16 protein-coding genes and 1 tRNA gene are annotated in these 16,578 nt (G+C 71.6%); 5 read left to right on the plus strand and 12 right to left on the minus strand.

Annotated elements, in window-relative coordinates; translation table 11 throughout:
* Positions 1-39 precede the first annotated feature (39 nt).
* Positions 40-124, minus strand: a tRNA-Tyr gene (locus ITJ60_RS01170).
* 137 nt (positions 125-261) lie between these two features.
* Here ITJ60_RS01170 and ITJ60_RS01175 point away from each other — a divergent pair.
* Together ITJ60_RS01175 and cls are read left to right on the plus strand one after the other, a co-directional pair.
* Entirely contained in the window at positions 262-750 is a 489-nt protein-coding gene (locus ITJ60_RS01175) for a YajQ family cyclic di-GMP-binding protein (RefSeq protein ID WP_111084269.1), read from the plus strand.
* A gap of 5 nt (positions 751-755) precedes the next feature.
* Positions 756-2,216, plus strand: a complete 1,461-nt coding sequence (cls, locus tag ITJ60_RS01180; protein WP_194646403.1) for a cardiolipin synthase — start codon at positions 756-758, stop codon at positions 2,214-2,216.
* A 39-nt stretch (positions 2,217-2,255) separates the two neighbouring features.
* On the opposite strand, the gene ITJ60_RS01185 is transcribed toward cls, so the two are convergent.
* The 4 genes from ITJ60_RS01185 to ITJ60_RS01200 form a co-directional block, all read right to left on the minus strand.
* Positions 2,256-3,371, minus strand: coding sequence for a heparan-alpha-glucosaminide N-acetyltransferase domain-containing protein (locus tag ITJ60_RS01185; RefSeq protein ID WP_194646404.1), 1,116 nt, complete (start codon positions 3,369-3,371; stop codon positions 2,256-2,258).
* 5 nt (positions 3,372-3,376) lie between these two features.
* Entirely contained in the window at positions 3,377-4,750 is a 1,374-nt protein-coding gene (locus ITJ60_RS01190) for an FAD-dependent oxidoreductase (protein WP_194646405.1), read from the minus strand.
* 86 nt (positions 4,751-4,836) lie between these two features.
* The gene (locus ITJ60_RS01195) at positions 4,837-5,913 is read right to left on the minus strand and encodes a polyprenyl synthetase family protein (protein ID WP_123338846.1); all 1,077 of its coding nucleotides are present in this window, start codon (positions 5,911-5,913) and stop codon (positions 4,837-4,839) included.
* Between the two features lie 32 nt (positions 5,914-5,945).
* Entirely contained in the window at positions 5,946-6,737 is a 792-nt protein-coding gene (locus tag ITJ60_RS01200; protein ID WP_194646406.1) for a demethylmenaquinone methyltransferase, read from the minus strand.
* A 108-nt stretch (positions 6,738-6,845) separates the two neighbouring features.
* On the opposite strand from ITJ60_RS01200, the gene ITJ60_RS01205 reads away from it, so the two are divergent.
* Complete coding sequence (locus tag ITJ60_RS01205) at positions 6,846-8,105, plus strand: isochorismate synthase (RefSeq protein WP_194646408.1); 1,260 nt, start codon at positions 6,846-6,848, stop codon at positions 8,103-8,105.
* 75 nt (positions 8,106-8,180) lie between these two features.
* Here the strand turns inward: ITJ60_RS01205 and menD are convergent, their stop codons facing one another.
* Both menD and ITJ60_RS01215 read right to left on the minus strand, forming a co-directional pair.
* Entirely contained in the window at positions 8,181-9,926 is a 1,746-nt protein-coding gene (menD, locus tag ITJ60_RS01210) for a 2-succinyl-5-enolpyruvyl-6-hydroxy-3-cyclohexene-1-carboxylic-acid synthase (RefSeq protein WP_194647050.1), read from the minus strand.
* Entirely contained in the window at positions 9,919-10,275 is a 357-nt protein-coding gene (locus ITJ60_RS01215; RefSeq protein ID WP_131921755.1) for a PLD nuclease N-terminal domain-containing protein, read from the minus strand. Before ITJ60_RS01215 ends, menD begins: the two co-directional genes overlap by 8 nt.
* A 64-nt stretch (positions 10,276-10,339) precedes the next feature.
* Here ITJ60_RS01215 and ITJ60_RS01220 point away from each other — a divergent pair, with 64 nt between their 5' ends.
* The gene (locus tag ITJ60_RS01220) at positions 10,340-10,675 is read left to right on the plus strand and encodes a DUF4229 domain-containing protein (RefSeq protein WP_194646409.1); all 336 of its coding nucleotides are present in this window, start codon (positions 10,340-10,342) and stop codon (positions 10,673-10,675) included.
* A 2-nt stretch (positions 10,676-10,677) separates the two neighbouring features.
* Here ITJ60_RS01220 and ITJ60_RS01225 read toward each other — a convergent pair whose 3' ends face one another.
* The 4 genes from ITJ60_RS01225 to ITJ60_RS01240 form a co-directional block, all read right to left on the minus strand.
* Positions 10,678-11,679, minus strand: a complete 1,002-nt coding sequence (locus tag ITJ60_RS01225) for a 1,4-dihydroxy-2-naphthoate polyprenyltransferase (RefSeq protein WP_194646411.1) — start codon at positions 11,677-11,679, stop codon at positions 10,678-10,680.
* Between the two features lie 62 nt (positions 11,680-11,741).
* Positions 11,742-12,872 carry an AMP-binding protein gene (locus tag ITJ60_RS01230; RefSeq protein WP_194646412.1) on the minus strand — a complete coding sequence of 377 codons (1,131 nt, stop codon included), beginning with the start codon at positions 12,870-12,872 and terminating at the stop codon, positions 11,742-11,744.
* A gap of 16 nt (positions 12,873-12,888) precedes the next feature.
* Positions 12,889-13,818: a 1,4-dihydroxy-2-naphthoyl-CoA synthase gene (locus ITJ60_RS01235; RefSeq protein ID WP_111084280.1), complete on the minus strand. Its 930-nt coding sequence runs from the start codon at positions 13,816-13,818 to the stop codon at positions 12,889-12,891.
* 38 nt (positions 13,819-13,856) lie between these two features.
* The gene (locus tag ITJ60_RS01240; RefSeq protein ID WP_194646414.1) at positions 13,857-14,267 is read right to left on the minus strand and encodes a hypothetical protein; all 411 of its coding nucleotides are present in this window, start codon (positions 14,265-14,267) and stop codon (positions 13,857-13,859) included.
* Between the two features lie 133 nt (positions 14,268-14,400).
* Between ITJ60_RS01240 and ITJ60_RS01245 the strand changes: the two genes are divergently transcribed.
* Positions 14,401-15,390, plus strand: coding sequence for an o-succinylbenzoate synthase (locus ITJ60_RS01245; protein WP_194646416.1), 990 nt, complete (start codon positions 14,401-14,403; stop codon positions 15,388-15,390).
* Between the two features lie 155 nt (positions 15,391-15,545).
* Here the strand turns inward: ITJ60_RS01245 and ccsB are convergent, their stop codons facing one another.
* Positions 15,546-16,574 carry a c-type cytochrome biogenesis protein CcsB gene (ccsB, locus tag ITJ60_RS01250; RefSeq protein ID WP_194647051.1) on the minus strand — a complete coding sequence of 343 codons (1,029 nt, stop codon included), beginning with the start codon at positions 16,572-16,574 and terminating at the stop codon, positions 15,546-15,548.
* Positions 16,575-16,578 lie beyond the last annotated feature (4 nt).

Here is a 16,578-nt window from a genome sequence, read left to right on the forward strand (position 1 = left end):
ACGACGAAAGCCCCGTCCGGGTCGGACGGGGCTTCGCGATGGTGGCAAGTGAGGGATTCGAACCCCCGAAGGCTACGCCGGCTGATTTACAGTCAGATCCCTTTGGCCGCTTGGGTAACTTGCCATGCGCACCCAGCCGGTGTGATCACCAACCGAAGGCGCGCACAAAAGCATAGCGGATCCGGAACGGTGGTCGTGACCACCGCGAGCCGATCCGCGCGACCGGAACCGTGCCTCCAGTCCGCCGTTAGGCTGTCCGGCATGGCAGACAGTTCCTTCGACGTGGTCAGCAAGGTCGACAAGATGGAGGCGGAGAACGCCCTCAACCAGGCGGCCAAGGAGATCGAGCAGCGGTACGACTTCAAGGGCGCGGACGCGTCGGTCGCCTTCAGCGGCGAGGACGTCCTCATCAAGGCGAACTCGGAAGAGCGCGCGAAGGCCGTCCTCGACGTCCTGCAGAGCAAGGCGATCAAGCGCAACATCAGCCTGAAGAGCCTCGACGCCGGCGACCCCTACCCCTCGGGCAAGGAGTACCGCATCGAGGTGAAGTTCAAGAACGGTATCGAGCAGGACGTCGCGAAGAAGATCGGTGCGTTCCTGCGGGCCAACGCCCCGAAGACCGTGAAGAGCCAGATCCAGGGCGACGAACTGCGGGTCTCCTCGAAGAGCCGCGACGACCTCCAGAACACGATCCAGCTCCTCAAGGGTGAAGAGTTCGACGTCCCGTTGCAGTACATCAACTTCCGCTGACGTCCGTGGAGCACTGGCTCACCGTCGCGATCACCGTCCTGGCCGTCCTGCTGGACCTGGCGATCCGCGTCTTCTCGATCATCTACGTCCCGATCAACCGGAAGCCGCAGACGGCGACCGCCTGGTTGCTGGCGATCTTCCTCATCCCCTACATCGGCTTCATCGTCTTCCTGGTCATCGGGTCGACGAAGCTGCCGCGTGCGCGGCGTGAGAAGCAGACCGAGATCAACGCGTACATCCTCGAACAGACCGAGGGCATCGAGCGCGTGCGCCGTGACCACCCGTGGCCGTTGTGGCTCGAGAGCATCACCACGTTGAACCGCCAACTCGGCGCGATGCCGCTGGTCGGTGGCAACTCGGCGGAGCTCTACCCCGACTCCGAGGAGTCGATCGCGGAGATGACCCGGGCGATCGACCAGTCGCGCCGGTTCGTGCACGTCGAGTTCTACATCGCGACGCTCGACGACACCACGCGACCGTTCTTCGACGCGCTCGCCCGCGCACAGGCCCGCGGCGTCACCGTCCGGTTCCTGCTCGACCACTGGGCCAGCCGCGGTTACCCCGGGTACAAGGACACGCTGGCGTTCATGGACCGCGCCGGCATCGAGTGGCACCTCATGCTCCCGCTGCTGCCGCTGCAGGGGAAGTTCCAGCGCCCCGACCTGCGCAACCACCGGAAGATCATGGTCATCGACGGCTCGGTCGCGTTCACCGGGTCGCAGAACCTGATCGACCCCTCGTACGACATCAAGTCGCACATCGAGAAGGGCATGGTCTACAAGGACCTGTTCGCCCGGTTCGAGGGACCGGTCGTCGCGGGGTTGAACGCCCTGTTCGTCACCGACTGGTACAGCGAGACTGACGAACTGCTGCTCCGCGAGAGCGACCCCGTCCAGCGGGCCGACCGCGGCGACGCCCTCGACTGCCAGGTGGTGCCGTCCGGGCCCGGGTTCGACGGCGAGAACAACCTGCGCCTGTTCAACGCACTGCTCTACTCGGCACAGAAGAAGGTGTCGATCACCTCGCCGTACTTCGTGCCGGACGACTCGATGCTCTACGCCATCACGACGACCGCCCAGCGCGGCGTCGAGGTCGAGCTCTTCGTCGGCGAGATGGGCGACCACGCCATGACGTGGCACGCGCAGCGCTCGTACTACGAGGGACTCCTCCGCGCCGGCGTGCGGATCTGGCTGTACCGGGCACCGACGATCCTGCACGCCAAGCACTTCACCATCGACGACGAGGTGTCGGTGATCGGGTCGAGCAACATGGACATGCGCTCGTTCAGCCTGAACCTCGAGGTCTCCGTGATGGTCCGAGGCCACCGCTTCGTCGACGCCCTGCGCGAGGTGCAGGACGCCTACAAGGAGCACAGCTTCGAGCTGACGCTCGACGAGTGGGTGGACCGTCCGCGCCGGTCCAAGGTGCTCGACAACGTCGCGCGGCTCACGGCAGCGCTGCAGTAGCGGACGACCGGGAGGCGCGGCTCGGCCCGGCAGGGGCGCTCAGCGCATCGGGACGGTGGACGCCAGGGCCGCGACGGCCCGCTCGAGCGGGCCCCGGCCGAGGAACCGGCGCCAGACCATCGCGAACACGACCGAGCCGAGGGCGAACCAACCCCACGCCTCGGCCGACTCCGGGTACTCGGACAGCATCGCGATCACCACGAGGTGTCCCGAGTAGATCGTCAGGGGCATCGACCCGACGGCGGCGAGCGGGAACGCGATCCGCTCGACGAGCCGCCCGCGCCCGTCGAACAGCAGGGTGCTGAGCGCGATGACCGCCACCGCCACCCCCGCGGTGCCGATCACGTCGACCGTCGTCGACGAGTGGTCGCGCGGTGACAGGAAGAGCTGGGCGAAGGCCTCGGCCGGCGTGCTGCCCTCGGCGGCGTACGGGACCCCCGGGAACGCGAACGCGGCCCCGGACGGAAGCGGCGCGATGACCGTGCCGACGACGTACGCGGTGGCGGCGACCAGTGCGCCGGACGCGAGGAGAACGACCTGCGTGCCCCGCGCCTCCAGACCGGACCGGGCGACGGCGAGACCGACCAGGACGTACGCCAGGAAGGTGACCACGGGGTAGACCAGGCCGAGCTGCTGTCCGACCATGCCCGCATCGGCGTAGGCCGGTGCGGTCGCGACGGCGACGATCGGCGACAGCACGGCGCAGGCGCCCGCGATGACGAGGAGCCACGCCGGGCGGACCCGGAGCACCGGGATCACCAGCAGGAACAGCACTCCGTACGTCGGCAGGATGACGTAGACGGGGGTGTCCAACGCGATGAGCACGAAGCCGATGGCGACGACCGCCGCGGCCCGGACCGCCAGGCGCGCCCGGACCCGCCCGATCGTCGGGGGTCCTGACGGAGTCGTGCGACCGCTCGTCAGCCCGATCGAGACGCCGGCGAGGACGGCGAACAGCGTGGACGGGCGCCCGTGCGCCACGGCGGACCACGTCGAGGGATCGGACCAGTCGAGCTGGTCCGCGATGCCGCCGATGTGTGCGGCCATCATGCCGAGCAGCGCGACGGCCCGCGCGACGTCGACGCCCTGCAGCCGCACGCCGGACGCGGACGCGCCCCGCACCGCGGTGGGCGGGACGGGGCGCGTGTCGGTCATCGATGTCAGTTCGTGGGCACGTCGACGCGACCGAGGGACACGTCGATCATCTCGTCGCGGGGCACGACCTTGATGCGCTCACGGCCCTCGGCAGCACCGAGCGCGAGCTCGTGGGTGTCCAGGTGGTGCCAGCCCTCGAGGTCGGTGTACTCGACACCGCGCTCGCGGAGCAGCGCCGGGATCGCACCCTCGGAGGGGTCCTCCGGCGTCCACCAGCTCGCCTGGTCGTTGACGATGTGCTGCACGGTCTCCATGGCATCGGACTTCGTGTGGCCGATGAGACCGACCGGGCCGCGCTTGATCCAGCCGGTGGCGTAGACGCCCGGGATCTGCTGGTTGTCGTCGTCGAGGACCTGGCCCTCGTGGTTCGGGATGACGCCGTGGCGCTCGTCGAACGGCAGCCCGGGCAGCGGCGAACCGAAGTAGCCGACGGCACGGTAGGCCGCCTGGATCGGGATCTCACGGATCTCGCCCGTGCCCTCGACACCGCCCTCGCCGTTCGGCCGGGTGCGCTCGTACCGGATCGCGGAGAGGTTGCCCTGCTCGTCGCCGACGAACTCGGTCGGCTTCGCGTAGAAGTGCAGGTGCAGCCGCCGGCTCGCCTGGCCGGTCTCGCGGGTGCGCCACTGCTCGAGCACCCGGTTGATGACCATGACCTGCTTGTTCGTCGCGATCGCGGTCTTCGACGCCTCGTCGTGGTCGAAGTCCTCGTCGTAGACGACCATGTCGACGTCACGGACCTCGCCGAGCTCGCGGAGCTCGAGCGGCGTGAACTTGACCTGGGCAGGACCACGGCGGCCGAAGACGTGGACGTCCGTGACGGGCGACGCCTTGAGGCCCTCGTACACGTTCGCCGGGATCTCGGTCGGCAGCAGGTCGTCAGCGTGCTTCGCGAGGATGCGGGAGACGTCGAGCGCGACGTTGCCGACGCCGATCACCGCGACGCTCTCCGCCGTCAGCGGCCAGGTGCGCGGAACGTCGGGGTGGCCGTCGAACCAGCTGACGAAGTCGGCGGCACCGTAGGAGCCCCGGAGGTCGACGCCGGGGACGTCCAGGTCGGCGTCCTTGATCGCGCCCGTCGAGAAGACGACCGCGTTGTAGTGCTTCTTCAGGTCCTCGAGGGTGATGTCCTGGCCGAAGCGGACGTTGCCGAACAGCCGGACGACACCGCGGTCGAGCACGTCGCGCAGGGCGTTGACGATGCCCTTGATCCGCGGGTGATCGGGGGCGACGCCGTACCGGACGAGTCCGTACGGCGCGGGGAGCTGCTCGAACAGGTCGATCGACACGTCGTGTCCGTGGGCCTCGCGCAGCAGGATGTCCGCGGCGTAGATGCCGGCGGGTCCGGCGCCGACGATGGCGATTCGGAGGGTGGGCACTGATCGTCTCCAGTTCGTTCGGGTGGGGTGCTCCCGGTGGTGCGTCCCGCGCGGCGACCGTGGGGCCGTCCGGTCGCGGGTGGTGTTCAGCGGCTGCGGTCGACGACGGAGTCGGCGAAGCGGGTGAGTGCCCGCTTCACGGTGCCGTCGGGCAGCGGGGCGAGGGCGTCCACGGCGTCGCGGGCCCAGCGGACCGCGACCGTGCGCGTCGACGCGGTCGCCTCGTGGTCGCGCAGTGCGGCGACGGCCGACTGGTACGGCACGGAGCCGACCGCGTCGTCCGGGGCGCCGTTCACGTCGCGCTCGATGCGCTGGACGAGATCCTGCGCCGCCGGGTCGGTCGCCGCGTGCCGCCGCAGGTGCAGCATCGGCAGCGTGTCGACGCCGGCACGGAGGTCGTTGCCGGCGATCTTGCCGGTCTTGTCCGTCGCGGGTGCCAGGTCGATGACGTCGTCGACGAGTTGGAAGGCGACGCCCACCTTCTCGCCGAAGGTCCCGACGGCGTCCAGGTAGGCACGGTCGGCACCGGAGAACATGACGCCGGCGCGGGCTGCGGTCGCGATGAGCGAGCCGGTCTTGTCGCTGAGCACCTGGATGTAGTGCTCGACCGGGTCGTCGTCGGGCTGCGGGCCGGTGGTCTCGTGCAGCTGCCCCATGCAGAGGCGCTGGAAGGTCTCGGCCTGCATCCGGATGCCCTCGGTGCCGAGGTCGGCGGTGATGAGGCTGGCGCGGGCGAAGAGCAGGTCGCCGGTCAGGATCGCGACGTTGTTGCCGTACGTGATCTGCGCTGCGGGGACCCCGCGGCGGACGGGCGCTTCGTCCATGACGTCGTCGTGGTAGAGCGACGCCAGGTGCGTCGTCTCGATGCTGACGGCGGCCTTGACCACGGCGTCCGTCACCCCGTCGCCGAGCTGCGCGATGAGCAGCGTCAGCGTCGGACGGATCCGCTTGCCACCCGCGGACAGCAGGTAGCGGCTCGTGGTGTCGGCGAGGGTGTCCGTGGACCGCATGGCGTCCTCGAGTCCCTGCTCGACGAGCTCGAGACCGTCGTCGACGGCGGCGATGAAGCGGCGGTCGGCGGGCGTGGCGAACAACCGCTCGCCGATGCCCAGCGAGGCGCGGAGGCTCGGCGCGCGACGTGCGACCGGGACGCTCGGATTCAAGTGCTGCTCCGTCTTCGGGGGATGGTGACCGGTCAGTCGTCGGCCGGGTCGACGCGCGGCTGCTCGCCGGTGCTCTGGTGGTCGCGGCGTGCCTTCGCACGACGGGCCGCGGACTCGCGCACCGTGTCGGCGACGGGCTTGCGGCCACGGTGCAGTGCGACGATACCGGCCGTGAGGTTGCGGTAGGCGACCACGGAGAACCCGACGCCGCGCAGCCACTGGGTGAGGACCTGCTGGTCCGGCCACGCGTCGATCGACTCGGCGAGGTAGCGGTAGGCGGCGGGGTTGCTGCTCGAGAGCTTCGCGATGCCCGGGAGCACGCGCTTCAGGTAGGTGCCGTAGCCGAGGCGCAGCAGCGCACGCGGCGGGGTCGAGAACTCGCAGATGACCACGCGGCCACCGGGCTTGAGGACCCGCAGCATCTCGGCGAGTGCCTGCTTCGGGTCGTTCACGTTGCGCAGCCCGAACGAGATCGTGACGGCGTCGAACGTGTCGTCGTCGAAGGGCAGGTGCTCGGCGTCGCCCTCGACGAAGGTGATCTCGGGGTGCCGCTCGCGACCGACCGCGATCATGCCGGCGGAGAGGTCGAGCGCGCTGACCTCTGCCCCCTTCTTCGCGAAGGCCGCGGCACTCGTCCCGGTGCCCGCGGCGATGTCGAGGACCTTCTCGCCAGGCTGGGGGTCGACCGCGCGCACCGTGGCGACACGCCACAGCGGTGCGTTGCCCGCCGACAGGATGTCGTTCGTGAGGTCGTACTTGGCCGCGACGTCGTCGAACATCGCCGCCACCTCGTCCGGCCGCTTGTTCAGGTCCGCTCTGCTCACCCGACCAATCCTAGAGGTCCCGACCGTACGTTCACCGGACTCGCAGCAACGGCCCGCGTGACTGGCGGACGGCCGGGCGTCCGACCGACCGCGCGTAGCATCGGAGTCGTGACCCGAACCACCACGGCGGCGCCCCCGCTGACGGTCTCCACCCGGATCCTCGACGACCCGGGCACCGTCCTCCGCCACACCCTGCGCGACCGTCCCCTGGCCTTCGTCCGGAACGGCGACGGCATCGTCGGGATCGGGGAAGCGCTGCGGTTCACGTTCACCGGACCCGACCGGATGCGCGACGCAGCCGCGGTGTGGCGCACCGTCGTGGAGTCGGCCGTCGTCGACGACCCGGTGCAGTTGCGCGGCTCGGGCCTGGTCGCGTTCGGCTCCTTCGCCTTCGCCGACGACTCCGCCGACGAGAGCGTCCTGATCGTCCCGCGCGTCGTCATCGGCCGTCGGCGCGGCAAGGCCTGGCTCACGGCGATCGACACGACCGTCGGCGCCGAGCCGCTCGCGTTCACACGGACCTCGGTACCGGTCCCCCACGTCGGACCACACGTCTCCGTCGCACTGCGCCCCGGCCGGATCGACGAGGCCGTCTACGCCGCGAACGTCGCCGAGGCCGTGCGGCGCATCGCCGCCGGGAGCGCGCAGAAGGTCGTCCTCGCCCGCGACCTCGTTGGCGTGCTGCCAGCGGACGCCGACCGTCGTGCCGTGCTGCTCGACCTCGCCGCCGCCTACCCGCAGTGCGTCACCTTCGCGGTCGACGGCCTGGTCGGCGCGACCCCCGAGACCCTCGCCCGCACCGACGGCACCCAGTTGACGGCGCGGGTGCTGGCCGGCAGCGCTGCACGCGGTGCCGACGAGGTGTCGGACCGTGCCGCTGCCGAAGCCCTCGCGGCCAGCGCGAAGGACGTCGAGGAACACGCGTTCGCGATCGACAGCCTGCTCGCTTCGCTCCGCCCGCTCGTCACCGAGTTGCGCGCTGATCCCGAGCCGTTCCGGCTGCAGCTGCCGAACCTGTGGCACCTGGCGACCGACGTGCAGGCGACGCTGCCGCCCGACACGACCTCGCTCGACGTCGCCGACGCCCTGCACCCGACGGCCGCCGTCGCGGGCACCCCCACCGACGTGGCCGTCCGGCTCGTCGCCGAGCTCGAGGGCGTCGACCGCGGCCGCTACGCCGGCCCGGTGGGCTGGATGAGCGCCACCGGCGACGGCGAGTGGATGCTGGCGCTCCGCAGCGCCCGCATCGACGACGACGGCACCGTCCGGGCCTGGGCGGGTGCGGGCGTCGTGGCGGGGTCGGAACCCGCGCGGGAGGTCGCCGAGACCGCCCTGAAGTTCCGACCGGTCACCGACGCGCTGGCCTGAGCGGCGCGGCGGCCCCGCGGCCCCGCGGTCGCGCTGCGCCGGCCCAGCGCCGCGTTGCGCCGGCCCCTCACCGCTTCAGTCGGCCAGCGGGACCTCGATCACGACCCGCTCGGCCGGGTCGGTGAGCACCCGCTCGAGGTCGCCCCACGTCTCCGCGCGGCGGTACTCCCAGCCGAGGCCGGTCACGACCCGTTCGACGTCGACGTGCTGCGGGGTCGACATCATCCGGCGCATGTCCTCTGGTGGAGTGGTGCGTGCCACCTCGAGCCCGCGGAAGATCGCGCCGCCGTGGTCGTTGCCGACGACGACCTGGACCCGGTGCGTGCGCTCCTCTGTCCCGGTGACGAACGCCCCGAGGTCGTGCAGCAGGGTCAGGTCGCCGAGCAGCACGCGCGTGGTGCCGACCGACGCCGACGACTGTTCGAGGGCCGCGGCGATCCCGAGGGCCGTCGACACGGTGCCGTCGATGCCGGCGAGCCCGCGGTTCGCGTGCACCCGGATCTTCTTGCCGAGCACGCGCCCGTCGGCGACGCGGATGATCTGCGAGGCGCCGAACACGAGCCGGTCGTGCGGCCACGTCACGCCCCACACGGCGTCGGCGAGCATCGCGCGGTCGACGGGTCGGCGGCGGAGGGCGACCTCGTCGCGCAGGAACTTGTTGCGCTCGGCACGGTCCGGGGACCGCTTGGCACCGAGGTCGGGTCCGGCGTCACCGTCGCCGAGCAGCTGCCGGCTCGCGCCGACCCAGCGCCCGACCCACGCACGGTGCTCCGGCCGGGTCCGGCCCGTCACGCGGACGTCGGACACGAAGGTGGTGTCGGAGGGCCGGGAGGCGCGGGCCGGGTCGAAGGGATCGGCCGCGTGTCCGCGGACCACGAACGTCTCGACCCCCTGCCGCTGCAGGAGCGCTGGGACCTCGCGACTGAGGGTGGGGTGGCCGAGCACGACGGCACGACGGACCGCTCCGCCGAAGTCCTGGTCGCCCAGGAGTTCACGGTAGGTGACGACGAGGTTCCGGCCGAACCGTGCGCCGCTGGAGACCTCGGCGAGCAGGGGCGCGCCGAGTTCCCACGCGATGCGCTCGGCGTCCTCGCCGGCGTCGTGCCCGGCGATGACGACCGTGCCCGGTTCGTCGTCCGGCGACAGCTCGGCCACCGGGAGTCCGCCGTGCGCACGACGGGTGGCGAACGCGGTGTCGACCTCGTCGTCGGGGACGCCCTGCACGCGCTCGGCGTCGAGGCCGGCGGACAGGGGTTCACGGAACGCGACGTTGAGCTGCGCGGGCCCCGGCTGCCCGGTGTGTCCGGCGGCTGCGGCGACGGCCTGGCGGGCGAGGTCGCGGAGCGCTGCACGCACCGAGGCGTCGGCTCCGTGCGCAGCGGGCGCCTCGACGTCGCGGACGAAGGCGACCGCGTCGCCGAACATCCCCGGCTGGACGGTGGTCTGGTTGCTTCCGATGCCGCGGAGCTCGTCCGGCCGGTCGGCGCTCAGCACGATCATCGGCACACCGGAGTGGTGCGCTTCGAGGACGGCAGGGTGCAGGTTGGCGACGGCGGTGCCCGAGGTCGTCACGACGGCGGCCGGTCGACCGGACTCCACCGCGAGCCCGAGGGCGAAGAACCCGGCGGTGCGCTCGTCGAGCCGGACGTGGACGGTCAGGCCGCCGGCACGCTCGAGGGCGACGGCCGCGAGTGCCAGGGCCTGGGATCGTGAGCCCGGGCTGACGACGACGTCGGTGACACCGGCGCGGACGAGTTCCTGCAGCAGGGTCAGGGCAGCGTCCGTCGCCGGACTGCCTGATCCGGCGGGACCGTCAGCGATCGGTGCGGCCGTCGTCGTCTCGGTCGTGGAACTGGTCTTCGAGGTCTCGGAGGGTCGCGTCGTCCTGGTCCTTGTCCGTGAGGGTGTCCCCCGGAACCGGCGTGGTGCCGAGGAAGTCCGGGTCGTCTTCGGGTCCACGGTACCGGGCGGTCGTGCCCGGGGACGCCGGCGAGCGGCCGAGCAGGAACCAGAGCACCCCACCGAGGACGGGGAGGACGATCACGAGGAGGATCCAGACACCCCGCCTGAGGGATCGGACACGTTCGCGGGGCATCGTCGCGCAGTCGATGGCCGCGTACACCGTGAAGGCGACAGCGGCGACGACGACGATCAACCACAAGCGGACCATGCCCAGGAGTCTAGGTCGCGAGCCTGTGACGACCCTGCCGGTCGGCCGTCCGTAGACTCGCAGGGTGAAAGCGTGGCTCCTGTACACCCTGGCCCGGCTCGGCATCTTCGCGGCGGCGCTCGTGCTCCTCCTGCTCCTGACCCCGATGCCCTGGTACTGGGCGACGATCATCGCCGCCCTCGTCGGGCTGCTGGTGTCCTACATCGCGCTCGCTGGGCTCCGGACGCAGGTCGCCCTGAGCCTGGCCAACCGCCGCGGTGGCCCGGAGCGCGATGCGGACACCGACTTCGAGGACGACTTCGTCGACGCGGCGGACACCGACGCCGCGGACGCCCCGACCGTGCGCCCGGTGTCGGACGCCGACCGGCACGCCGCGCGCCGGGACGCCGACGCGGAGTAGTCCTACGGCTGGACGGCGAGCGTGATGCCGAGCACCACGCCGAAGACCAGCGACGCGAACGACGACAGCTGCAGTGCCGTGATGAGTTCACGGGGCTTGCGGGACGACACCCCGATCGCGAGTGCCGGCAGGGCCAGCAGCAGCGAGAAGTACGTGAAGCCCGTGCGGAAGTAGAGCAGGACGAACCAGAGCAGGACGACGTACGGCAGCAGCAGGAACAGGCCGTACAGCACCCGTGCCACCGGTCGTCCGACGACGACGGCCAGGGTGCGCTTGCCGGCGAGACGGTCCTCGTCGATGTCGCGGATGTTGTTGACCATCAGCACCGCGCAGGCGAAGAACCCGGCGGCGACCGCTGCGGCCCACCCGCTCGTGGTGGCCTGGCCGATGAGCACGTACTGGGTGCCGAGCACGGCGACGAGGCCGAAGAACACGAAGACGAAGACCTCGCCGAGCGCGTTGTAGCCGTAGGGCTTCTTGCCGCCGGTGTAGAACCACGCGGCGACGATGGCGGCGGCGCCGACGAGCAGCAGCCACCACAGCTGGGTGAGCACCACGATGACGATCCCGGCGACCGCAGCCAGCCCGAAGAACGTCAGCGCGACGGTCAGCACCGTCCGGGGCTTCGCGAGGCCGGCCCCCGTCAGTCGAGCCGGGCCGACGCGGTACTCGTCGGTGCCGCGGACCCCGTCGGAGTAGTCGTTGCTGTAGTTCACGCCGATCTGCAGGAACAGTGCCACCGCCAGGGCGAGCAGTGCGATGGCGAGGTGGCCGTCCTGCGCCAGGAACGCACCGAAGTCGCCCGTGGTGCCGCTGTCGACGAAGCCCACGGTGGTGCCGAGCACCACGGGGACGACGCCGAGCGTCAGGGTGCGGAGCCGTGCCCCGCCGATCCAGTCCCGCGCGGTCGCCCGGCGCTTCGAGCGGACCAGGGCCGCAGCCTTGGCCGGGTTGCCCGAGCGGCCCTGCTTGTGCGTCGTGTTCTTCGTTCGTGCCACGACCACCGATCCTATCCGCGCCGCGTCGCACTGCATCGCGGTGCCGTGCCGTGCGGTGCGGTGCCGACCTACCGCGCCGCCAGGTCCTGGATCGTCCGCCGGTCGGGCTTGCCGGACGCGAGCATCGGGAGCCGGTCGACCACCACCACCGCGGCCGGACGGGCGGCGCGGCCGAGGGCGTCGCCCACGTGGGACCGGACGGTGTCGAGGTCGAGCGGTCGCTCGGTGACGACGACCGGCACCTCGCCCCACTCCCCCGAAGCCCGTCGGGTGACGACTGCGCCGTGCTGGTCGGGCAGGTCGCGCACGAGCCGCTCCACCGCGCCGAGCCGGACCTTCTCGCCGCCGGAGATCACCACGTCGTCGAGGCGTCCGAGCACCCGGACCACGCCGTCGGACACCGTGGCGGCGTCACCCGTGCGGTACCAGCGCAGGCCGTCGCGCTCGACGAACGTCGCGGCCGTGCGGTCGTCGTCGCCGAGGTACCCCTCGGCGAGCATCGGTCCCGACAACTGGAGCTCGTCGTCCACCACCGCGGTGCGGACGGTCCCGAACGGCACGCCGTCGTACACGCAGCCGCCGCTCGTCTCGCTGGCGCCGTAGGTCGTCACGATGCGCACGCCCGCGGCGACCGCTCGCTCGCGGAGCGCCGCCGGGGTCGCCTGCCCGCCGACGAGGACAGCGTCGAACCCTGCCAACGCAGCCGTCGCGCGGTCGTCGTCGAGCACGCGGGCGAGCTGCACGGGGACGAGCGACGTGTAGCGACGGGGGGCCGCTGGACCGGTGACGAGCTGGTCCGCGGCGTCCGCGAACGCCGCGGCACCGAAGTGCCCCGGTGCCACGACGACCGGCATCGTCCCCGCGGCGATCGAGCGGGTCAGGACGTTGAGGCCCGCGATGTAGTGCGTGGGCAGCGCCAGCACCCAGCTGCCCGGTCCGCCGAGCGCTGCGTCCGCCGCTGCGGCACCGGCGAGGAGCGCCTCGGACGAGAGGGCCACGCGCTTGCCGGTGCCGGTGGAACCGCTCGTCTCGACCACCAGGGCGACCCGCTGCCGGACGTCGGCAGGTGGCGGGGTCGGCAGCGCCGGTGCCCCTTCGGCGACGGGGAGCAGCGCGGGACCGCCGGCGAGCGCTGCCTCCAGGCCGCGGAGCACCGCCAGCGGATCCGACGTGCCCAGCGCGACCAGTGGACGGGTCATGCCGGCACCGCCGGGCTCAGTAGTGCCACGGGAACGACGTCCACTCGGGGGCGCGCTTCTCGAGGAACGAGTCGCGGCCCTCGACGGCCTCGTCGGTGCCGTAGGCGAGCCGCGTCGCCTCGCCCGCGAAGACCTGCTGGCCGACCATCCCGTCGTCGACGGCGTTGAACGCGTACTTGAGCATCCGGATCGCCGTCGGGGACTTGCCGAGGACGATCTCGCCCCAGCGGATCGCCTCGCGCTCCAGGTCCTCGTGCGGGACGACGGCGTTCACGGCACCCATCTCGTACGCGCGCTGCGCCGAGTACTCCTGTGCGAGGAAGAAGACCTCGCGCGCGAACTTCTGGCCGATCTGCTTGGCGTAGTAGGCGCTGCCGTAGCCGCCGTCGAACGACCCGACGTCGGCATCGGTCTGCTTGAACCTGCCGTGCTCGGCGCTGGCGATGGTCAGGTCGCAGATCGCGTGCAGCGAGTGCCCGCCGCCGGCGGCCCAGCCGGGGACCACGGCGATGACGACCTTGGGCATCATGCGGATCAGGCGCTGCACCTCGAGGATGTGCAGTCGTCCCATCGACGCCTGCGCGGCCGCGGGGTCGACACCCTCGGGCGGTGCCCCCTCGTCACCGACGTACTGGTAGCCGCTGCGCCCCCGGATGCGCTGGTCGCCGCCGGAGCAGAACGCCCAGCCGCCGTCCTTCGGACTCGGGCCGTTGCCGGTCAGCAGGACGACGCCGACGCGGGGGTCCTGGCGGGCGTCGTCGAGCGCCCGGTAGAGCTCGTCGACGGTGCGCGGACGGAAGGCGTTCCGCACCTCGGGCCGGTCGAACGCGACCCGGACGATCCCCTTCGAGACGTGCTTGTGGTACGTGATGTCCGTGAACTGCTCCGCGATCGGAGCCGCGGTCCAGACGTCGGGGTCGAACAGGTCGGAGACGGGAGCAGCCATGCCCCCAACGTACCGCCGCCGTCAGGCGGCCATGCCGGTCAGGCGCCCATGCCGGTCAGGACCTCGGGCGCGACGAACACCATGATCACGATGAGGATCACCGGGTTGGCGAAGAAGGCCACCACGACACCGATCGCCCCGTACCACCGGCCGAGGCCACCGACGGCGGCGACGAAGCCGAGCACCGCCGCGATGAGGGTCAGGAACACCACGACGAAGCAGATCCCGAACGCGAACTCGGTGTCACCGCCCATGAAGACCGCGAAGGCGCTGGCGTCCACCGCGGCGGACACCACCGCGAGGCCGAGGGCGATCTTGCCGACGATCGGGCTGCGGCGCCCGCGACCCGCCGTCTGGCGGACGTCGACGGTGTTCTGATGCATGAGCCGGGCGAACTCGTCGGTGTCGCGACCGGGGCGCTGCGCACGCTGCTGCGGTTCCCGCGCCACCGCGCCTCCCTCGTTCCGGACGGTTCGATCCGGGTCGTGACCAGTGCCGACCGGGGCCGACCGATGCATGCTAATGCCCTGCCCTGGCGGTCCCCTCCGAGGAACCGGCAGGTGCCCTGGGTGCGGTGGGAGGATGGCCGACGTGCTCCCCGACCTCGCCGAACTCACCGCCGACGCGCACGTGGTCGCCCTGCCCATGCGGGTGCGGTTCCGCGGCATCACCACGCGCGAGGCGGTCGTCCTCCGCGGGCCCTCGGGCTGGACCGAGTTCTCGCCCTTCGTCGAGTACGACGACGCCGAGGCCGCCGCGTGGCTCCGGGCCGCGATCGACTTCGGGTGGACCGAGCACGAGGCCGCCGCCGACTCCGTGCCCGTGAACGCCACGGTGCCGGCGATCGCCCCGGACCAGGTCGCCGCGCTGCTCGCGCGCTACCCCGGGTGCACCACCGCGAAGGTCAAGGTCGCCGAACCCGGCACCACCGTTGACGACGACGTCGCCCGGGTCGCCGAGGTCCGACGGGTGATGGGCCCCGCGGCCGCCGTCCGGGTGGACGCCAACGGACTGTGGAGCGTCGACCAGGCCACCGAGGCGCTCGAACGGCTTGCCCCCTTCGACCTGCAGTACGCCGAGCAGCCCTGTCGGACCGTGCCGGAGCTCGCCGCGCTGCGGGCACGGATCGACGGACTCGGCCTCCGGATCGCTGCGGACGAGAGTGTCCGCAAGGCCGCGGACCCGCTCGCCGTCGCGCGGGCCGGGGCGGCCGACGTCCTCGTCGTCAAGGCACAGCCCCTCGGAGGCGTCACTGCGGCACGTTCGGTCATCGCCGAGGCGGGGTTGCCGTGCGTGGTCTCCAGCGCGCTCGACACCTCGGTGGGACTCGGCATGGGCGCGTTCCTCGCCGCGGCTGCGATGTCCCCGGGGTACGCCGCCGGGCTCGGGACCGCCGCGATGTTCGCGTCCGACGTCACCGCCGACCCGCTGCTGCCGGTCGGGGGCCGCGTGCCGGTGCGACGGGTCGCGGTGTCGGCGGACCTGCTCGACCGGAACGCCGCGTCGCCGGAGCGCACGGCGTGGTGGCTCGCCCGGCTCGAGCGCGTGCACGCCCTGCTCGCTGCCTCGTAGGGCGCCGTCGAGGTTGCCAGTTGGTTCGCCCAGGTTCCACGACGCGCCGCTCACGTTCCCCGAGGTTCCACGACACACCGCTCTCGCCCGCCGAGGTTCCGTGATCTCGGAACCTGGAGGGGCAGGCACGCCGCCGCTTCAGCGACCCGCCGTGCTCACAGGCCCGAGTAGCTGTGCAGGCCCTTGAAGAAGACGTTCACGACCGAGAAGTTGAACATCACGGCAGCGAAGCCGATGAGCGCCAGCCACGACGACCGCGCACCGCGCCAGCCGCGGGTCGCACGGGCGTGGATGTACCCGGCGTAGACGACCCAGATGATGAAGGTCCAGACCTCTTTGGTGTCCCAACCCCAGTACCGTCCCCAGGCGCGCTCCGCCCAGACCGCACCGGCGATCAGGGTGAAGGTCCAGAGGACGAAGCCGACGAGCAGGACACGGTAGGTCAGGACCTCGAGGCGGTCGGCGTCCGGCAGGGTCGCCATGAAGCGGAGCTTGCCCGAAGCGGTCCGGCCCTGGCGGTACGTCTGCACGAGCTGCGCCACCGCGAGTCCCGCACCGAGCGCGAAGAACCCGGTGCCGGCGATCGCCACGAAGACGTGGATGACGAGCCAGTACGACTGCAGCGCCGGCTGCAGCGGCACGACGGGGACCCAGTAGTTCACCGTCGCGATGCCGAGCAGGATGATCGTCAGCCCGGTGATGAAGACGCCGAGGAACTTCAGGTTCTGCCAGAACTGCACGAGCAGGAAGATGAGCGTGATGAGCGCCGTGCCGGTGAGCGAGAACTCGAACATGTTGCCCCACGGCACACGGTCGGCCGCGATGCCGCGCAGGACCACGGAGCCGACGTGCAGCACCAGGGCGAGCACGGTCATGGCCATGCCGACGCGCTCGAACTTCGTGCCGCGCCCGGTCGAGCCGCCGGCGTTCCTCGGGGGTGCCGCGACCGGTTCGAGCACGACGGTGCCGCCCCGGACGGTGGCGACGGTCTTCGCCGAGCGGGCCGCGCCCACCGAGGCGGTCGCCGCAGCGTCGTCCGAGTCCGCACCAGCGTTCTTCGCCGCGGCCGTCACCTCGCCGGAGCGTTTCGCCATGTCCAGCGCGAACGAGATGAACGCGATGACGTAGACCGCCATCGCGGAGTACGTCAGCACGACCGAGTAGGTCGCGAGGTTCGTGGTCATGTCG

The sequence above is a fragment of the Curtobacterium sp. VKM Ac-2884 genome, assembly GCF_015350945.1.
Lineage (GTDB): Bacteria > Actinomycetota > Actinomycetes > Actinomycetales > Microbacteriaceae > Curtobacterium.

What these genes read in the sequence shown, in the direction of transcription:
- ITJ60_RS01175 (WP_111084269.1), top strand. Translation starts at nt 262, where the DNA reads ATGGCAGACAGTTCCTTCGACGTGGTCAGCAAGGTCGACAAGATGGAG.
- ITJ60_RS01185 (WP_194646404.1), bottom strand. Translation starts at nt 3,371, where the DNA reads ATGACCGACACGCGCCCCGTCCCGCCCACCGCGGTGCGGGGCGCGTCC.
- ITJ60_RS01215 (WP_131921755.1), bottom strand. Translation starts at nt 10,275, where the DNA reads ATGGTCCGCTTGTGGTTGATCGTCGTCGTCGCCGCTGTCGCCTTCACG.
- ITJ60_RS01230 (WP_194646412.1), bottom strand. Translation starts at nt 12,872, where the DNA reads ATGACCCGTCCACTGGTCGCGCTGGGCACGTCGGATCCGCTGGCGGTG.
- ITJ60_RS01235 (WP_111084280.1), bottom strand. Translation starts at nt 13,818, where the DNA reads ATGGCTGCTCCCGTCTCCGACCTGTTCGACCCCGACGTCTGGACCGCG.
- ITJ60_RS01245 (WP_194646416.1), top strand. Translation starts at nt 14,401, where the DNA reads ATGGCCGACGTGCTCCCCGACCTCGCCGAACTCACCGCCGACGCGCAC.
- ccsB (WP_194647051.1), bottom strand. Translation starts at nt 16,574, where the DNA reads ATGACCACGAACCTCGCGACCTACTCGGTCGTGCTGACGTACTCCGCG.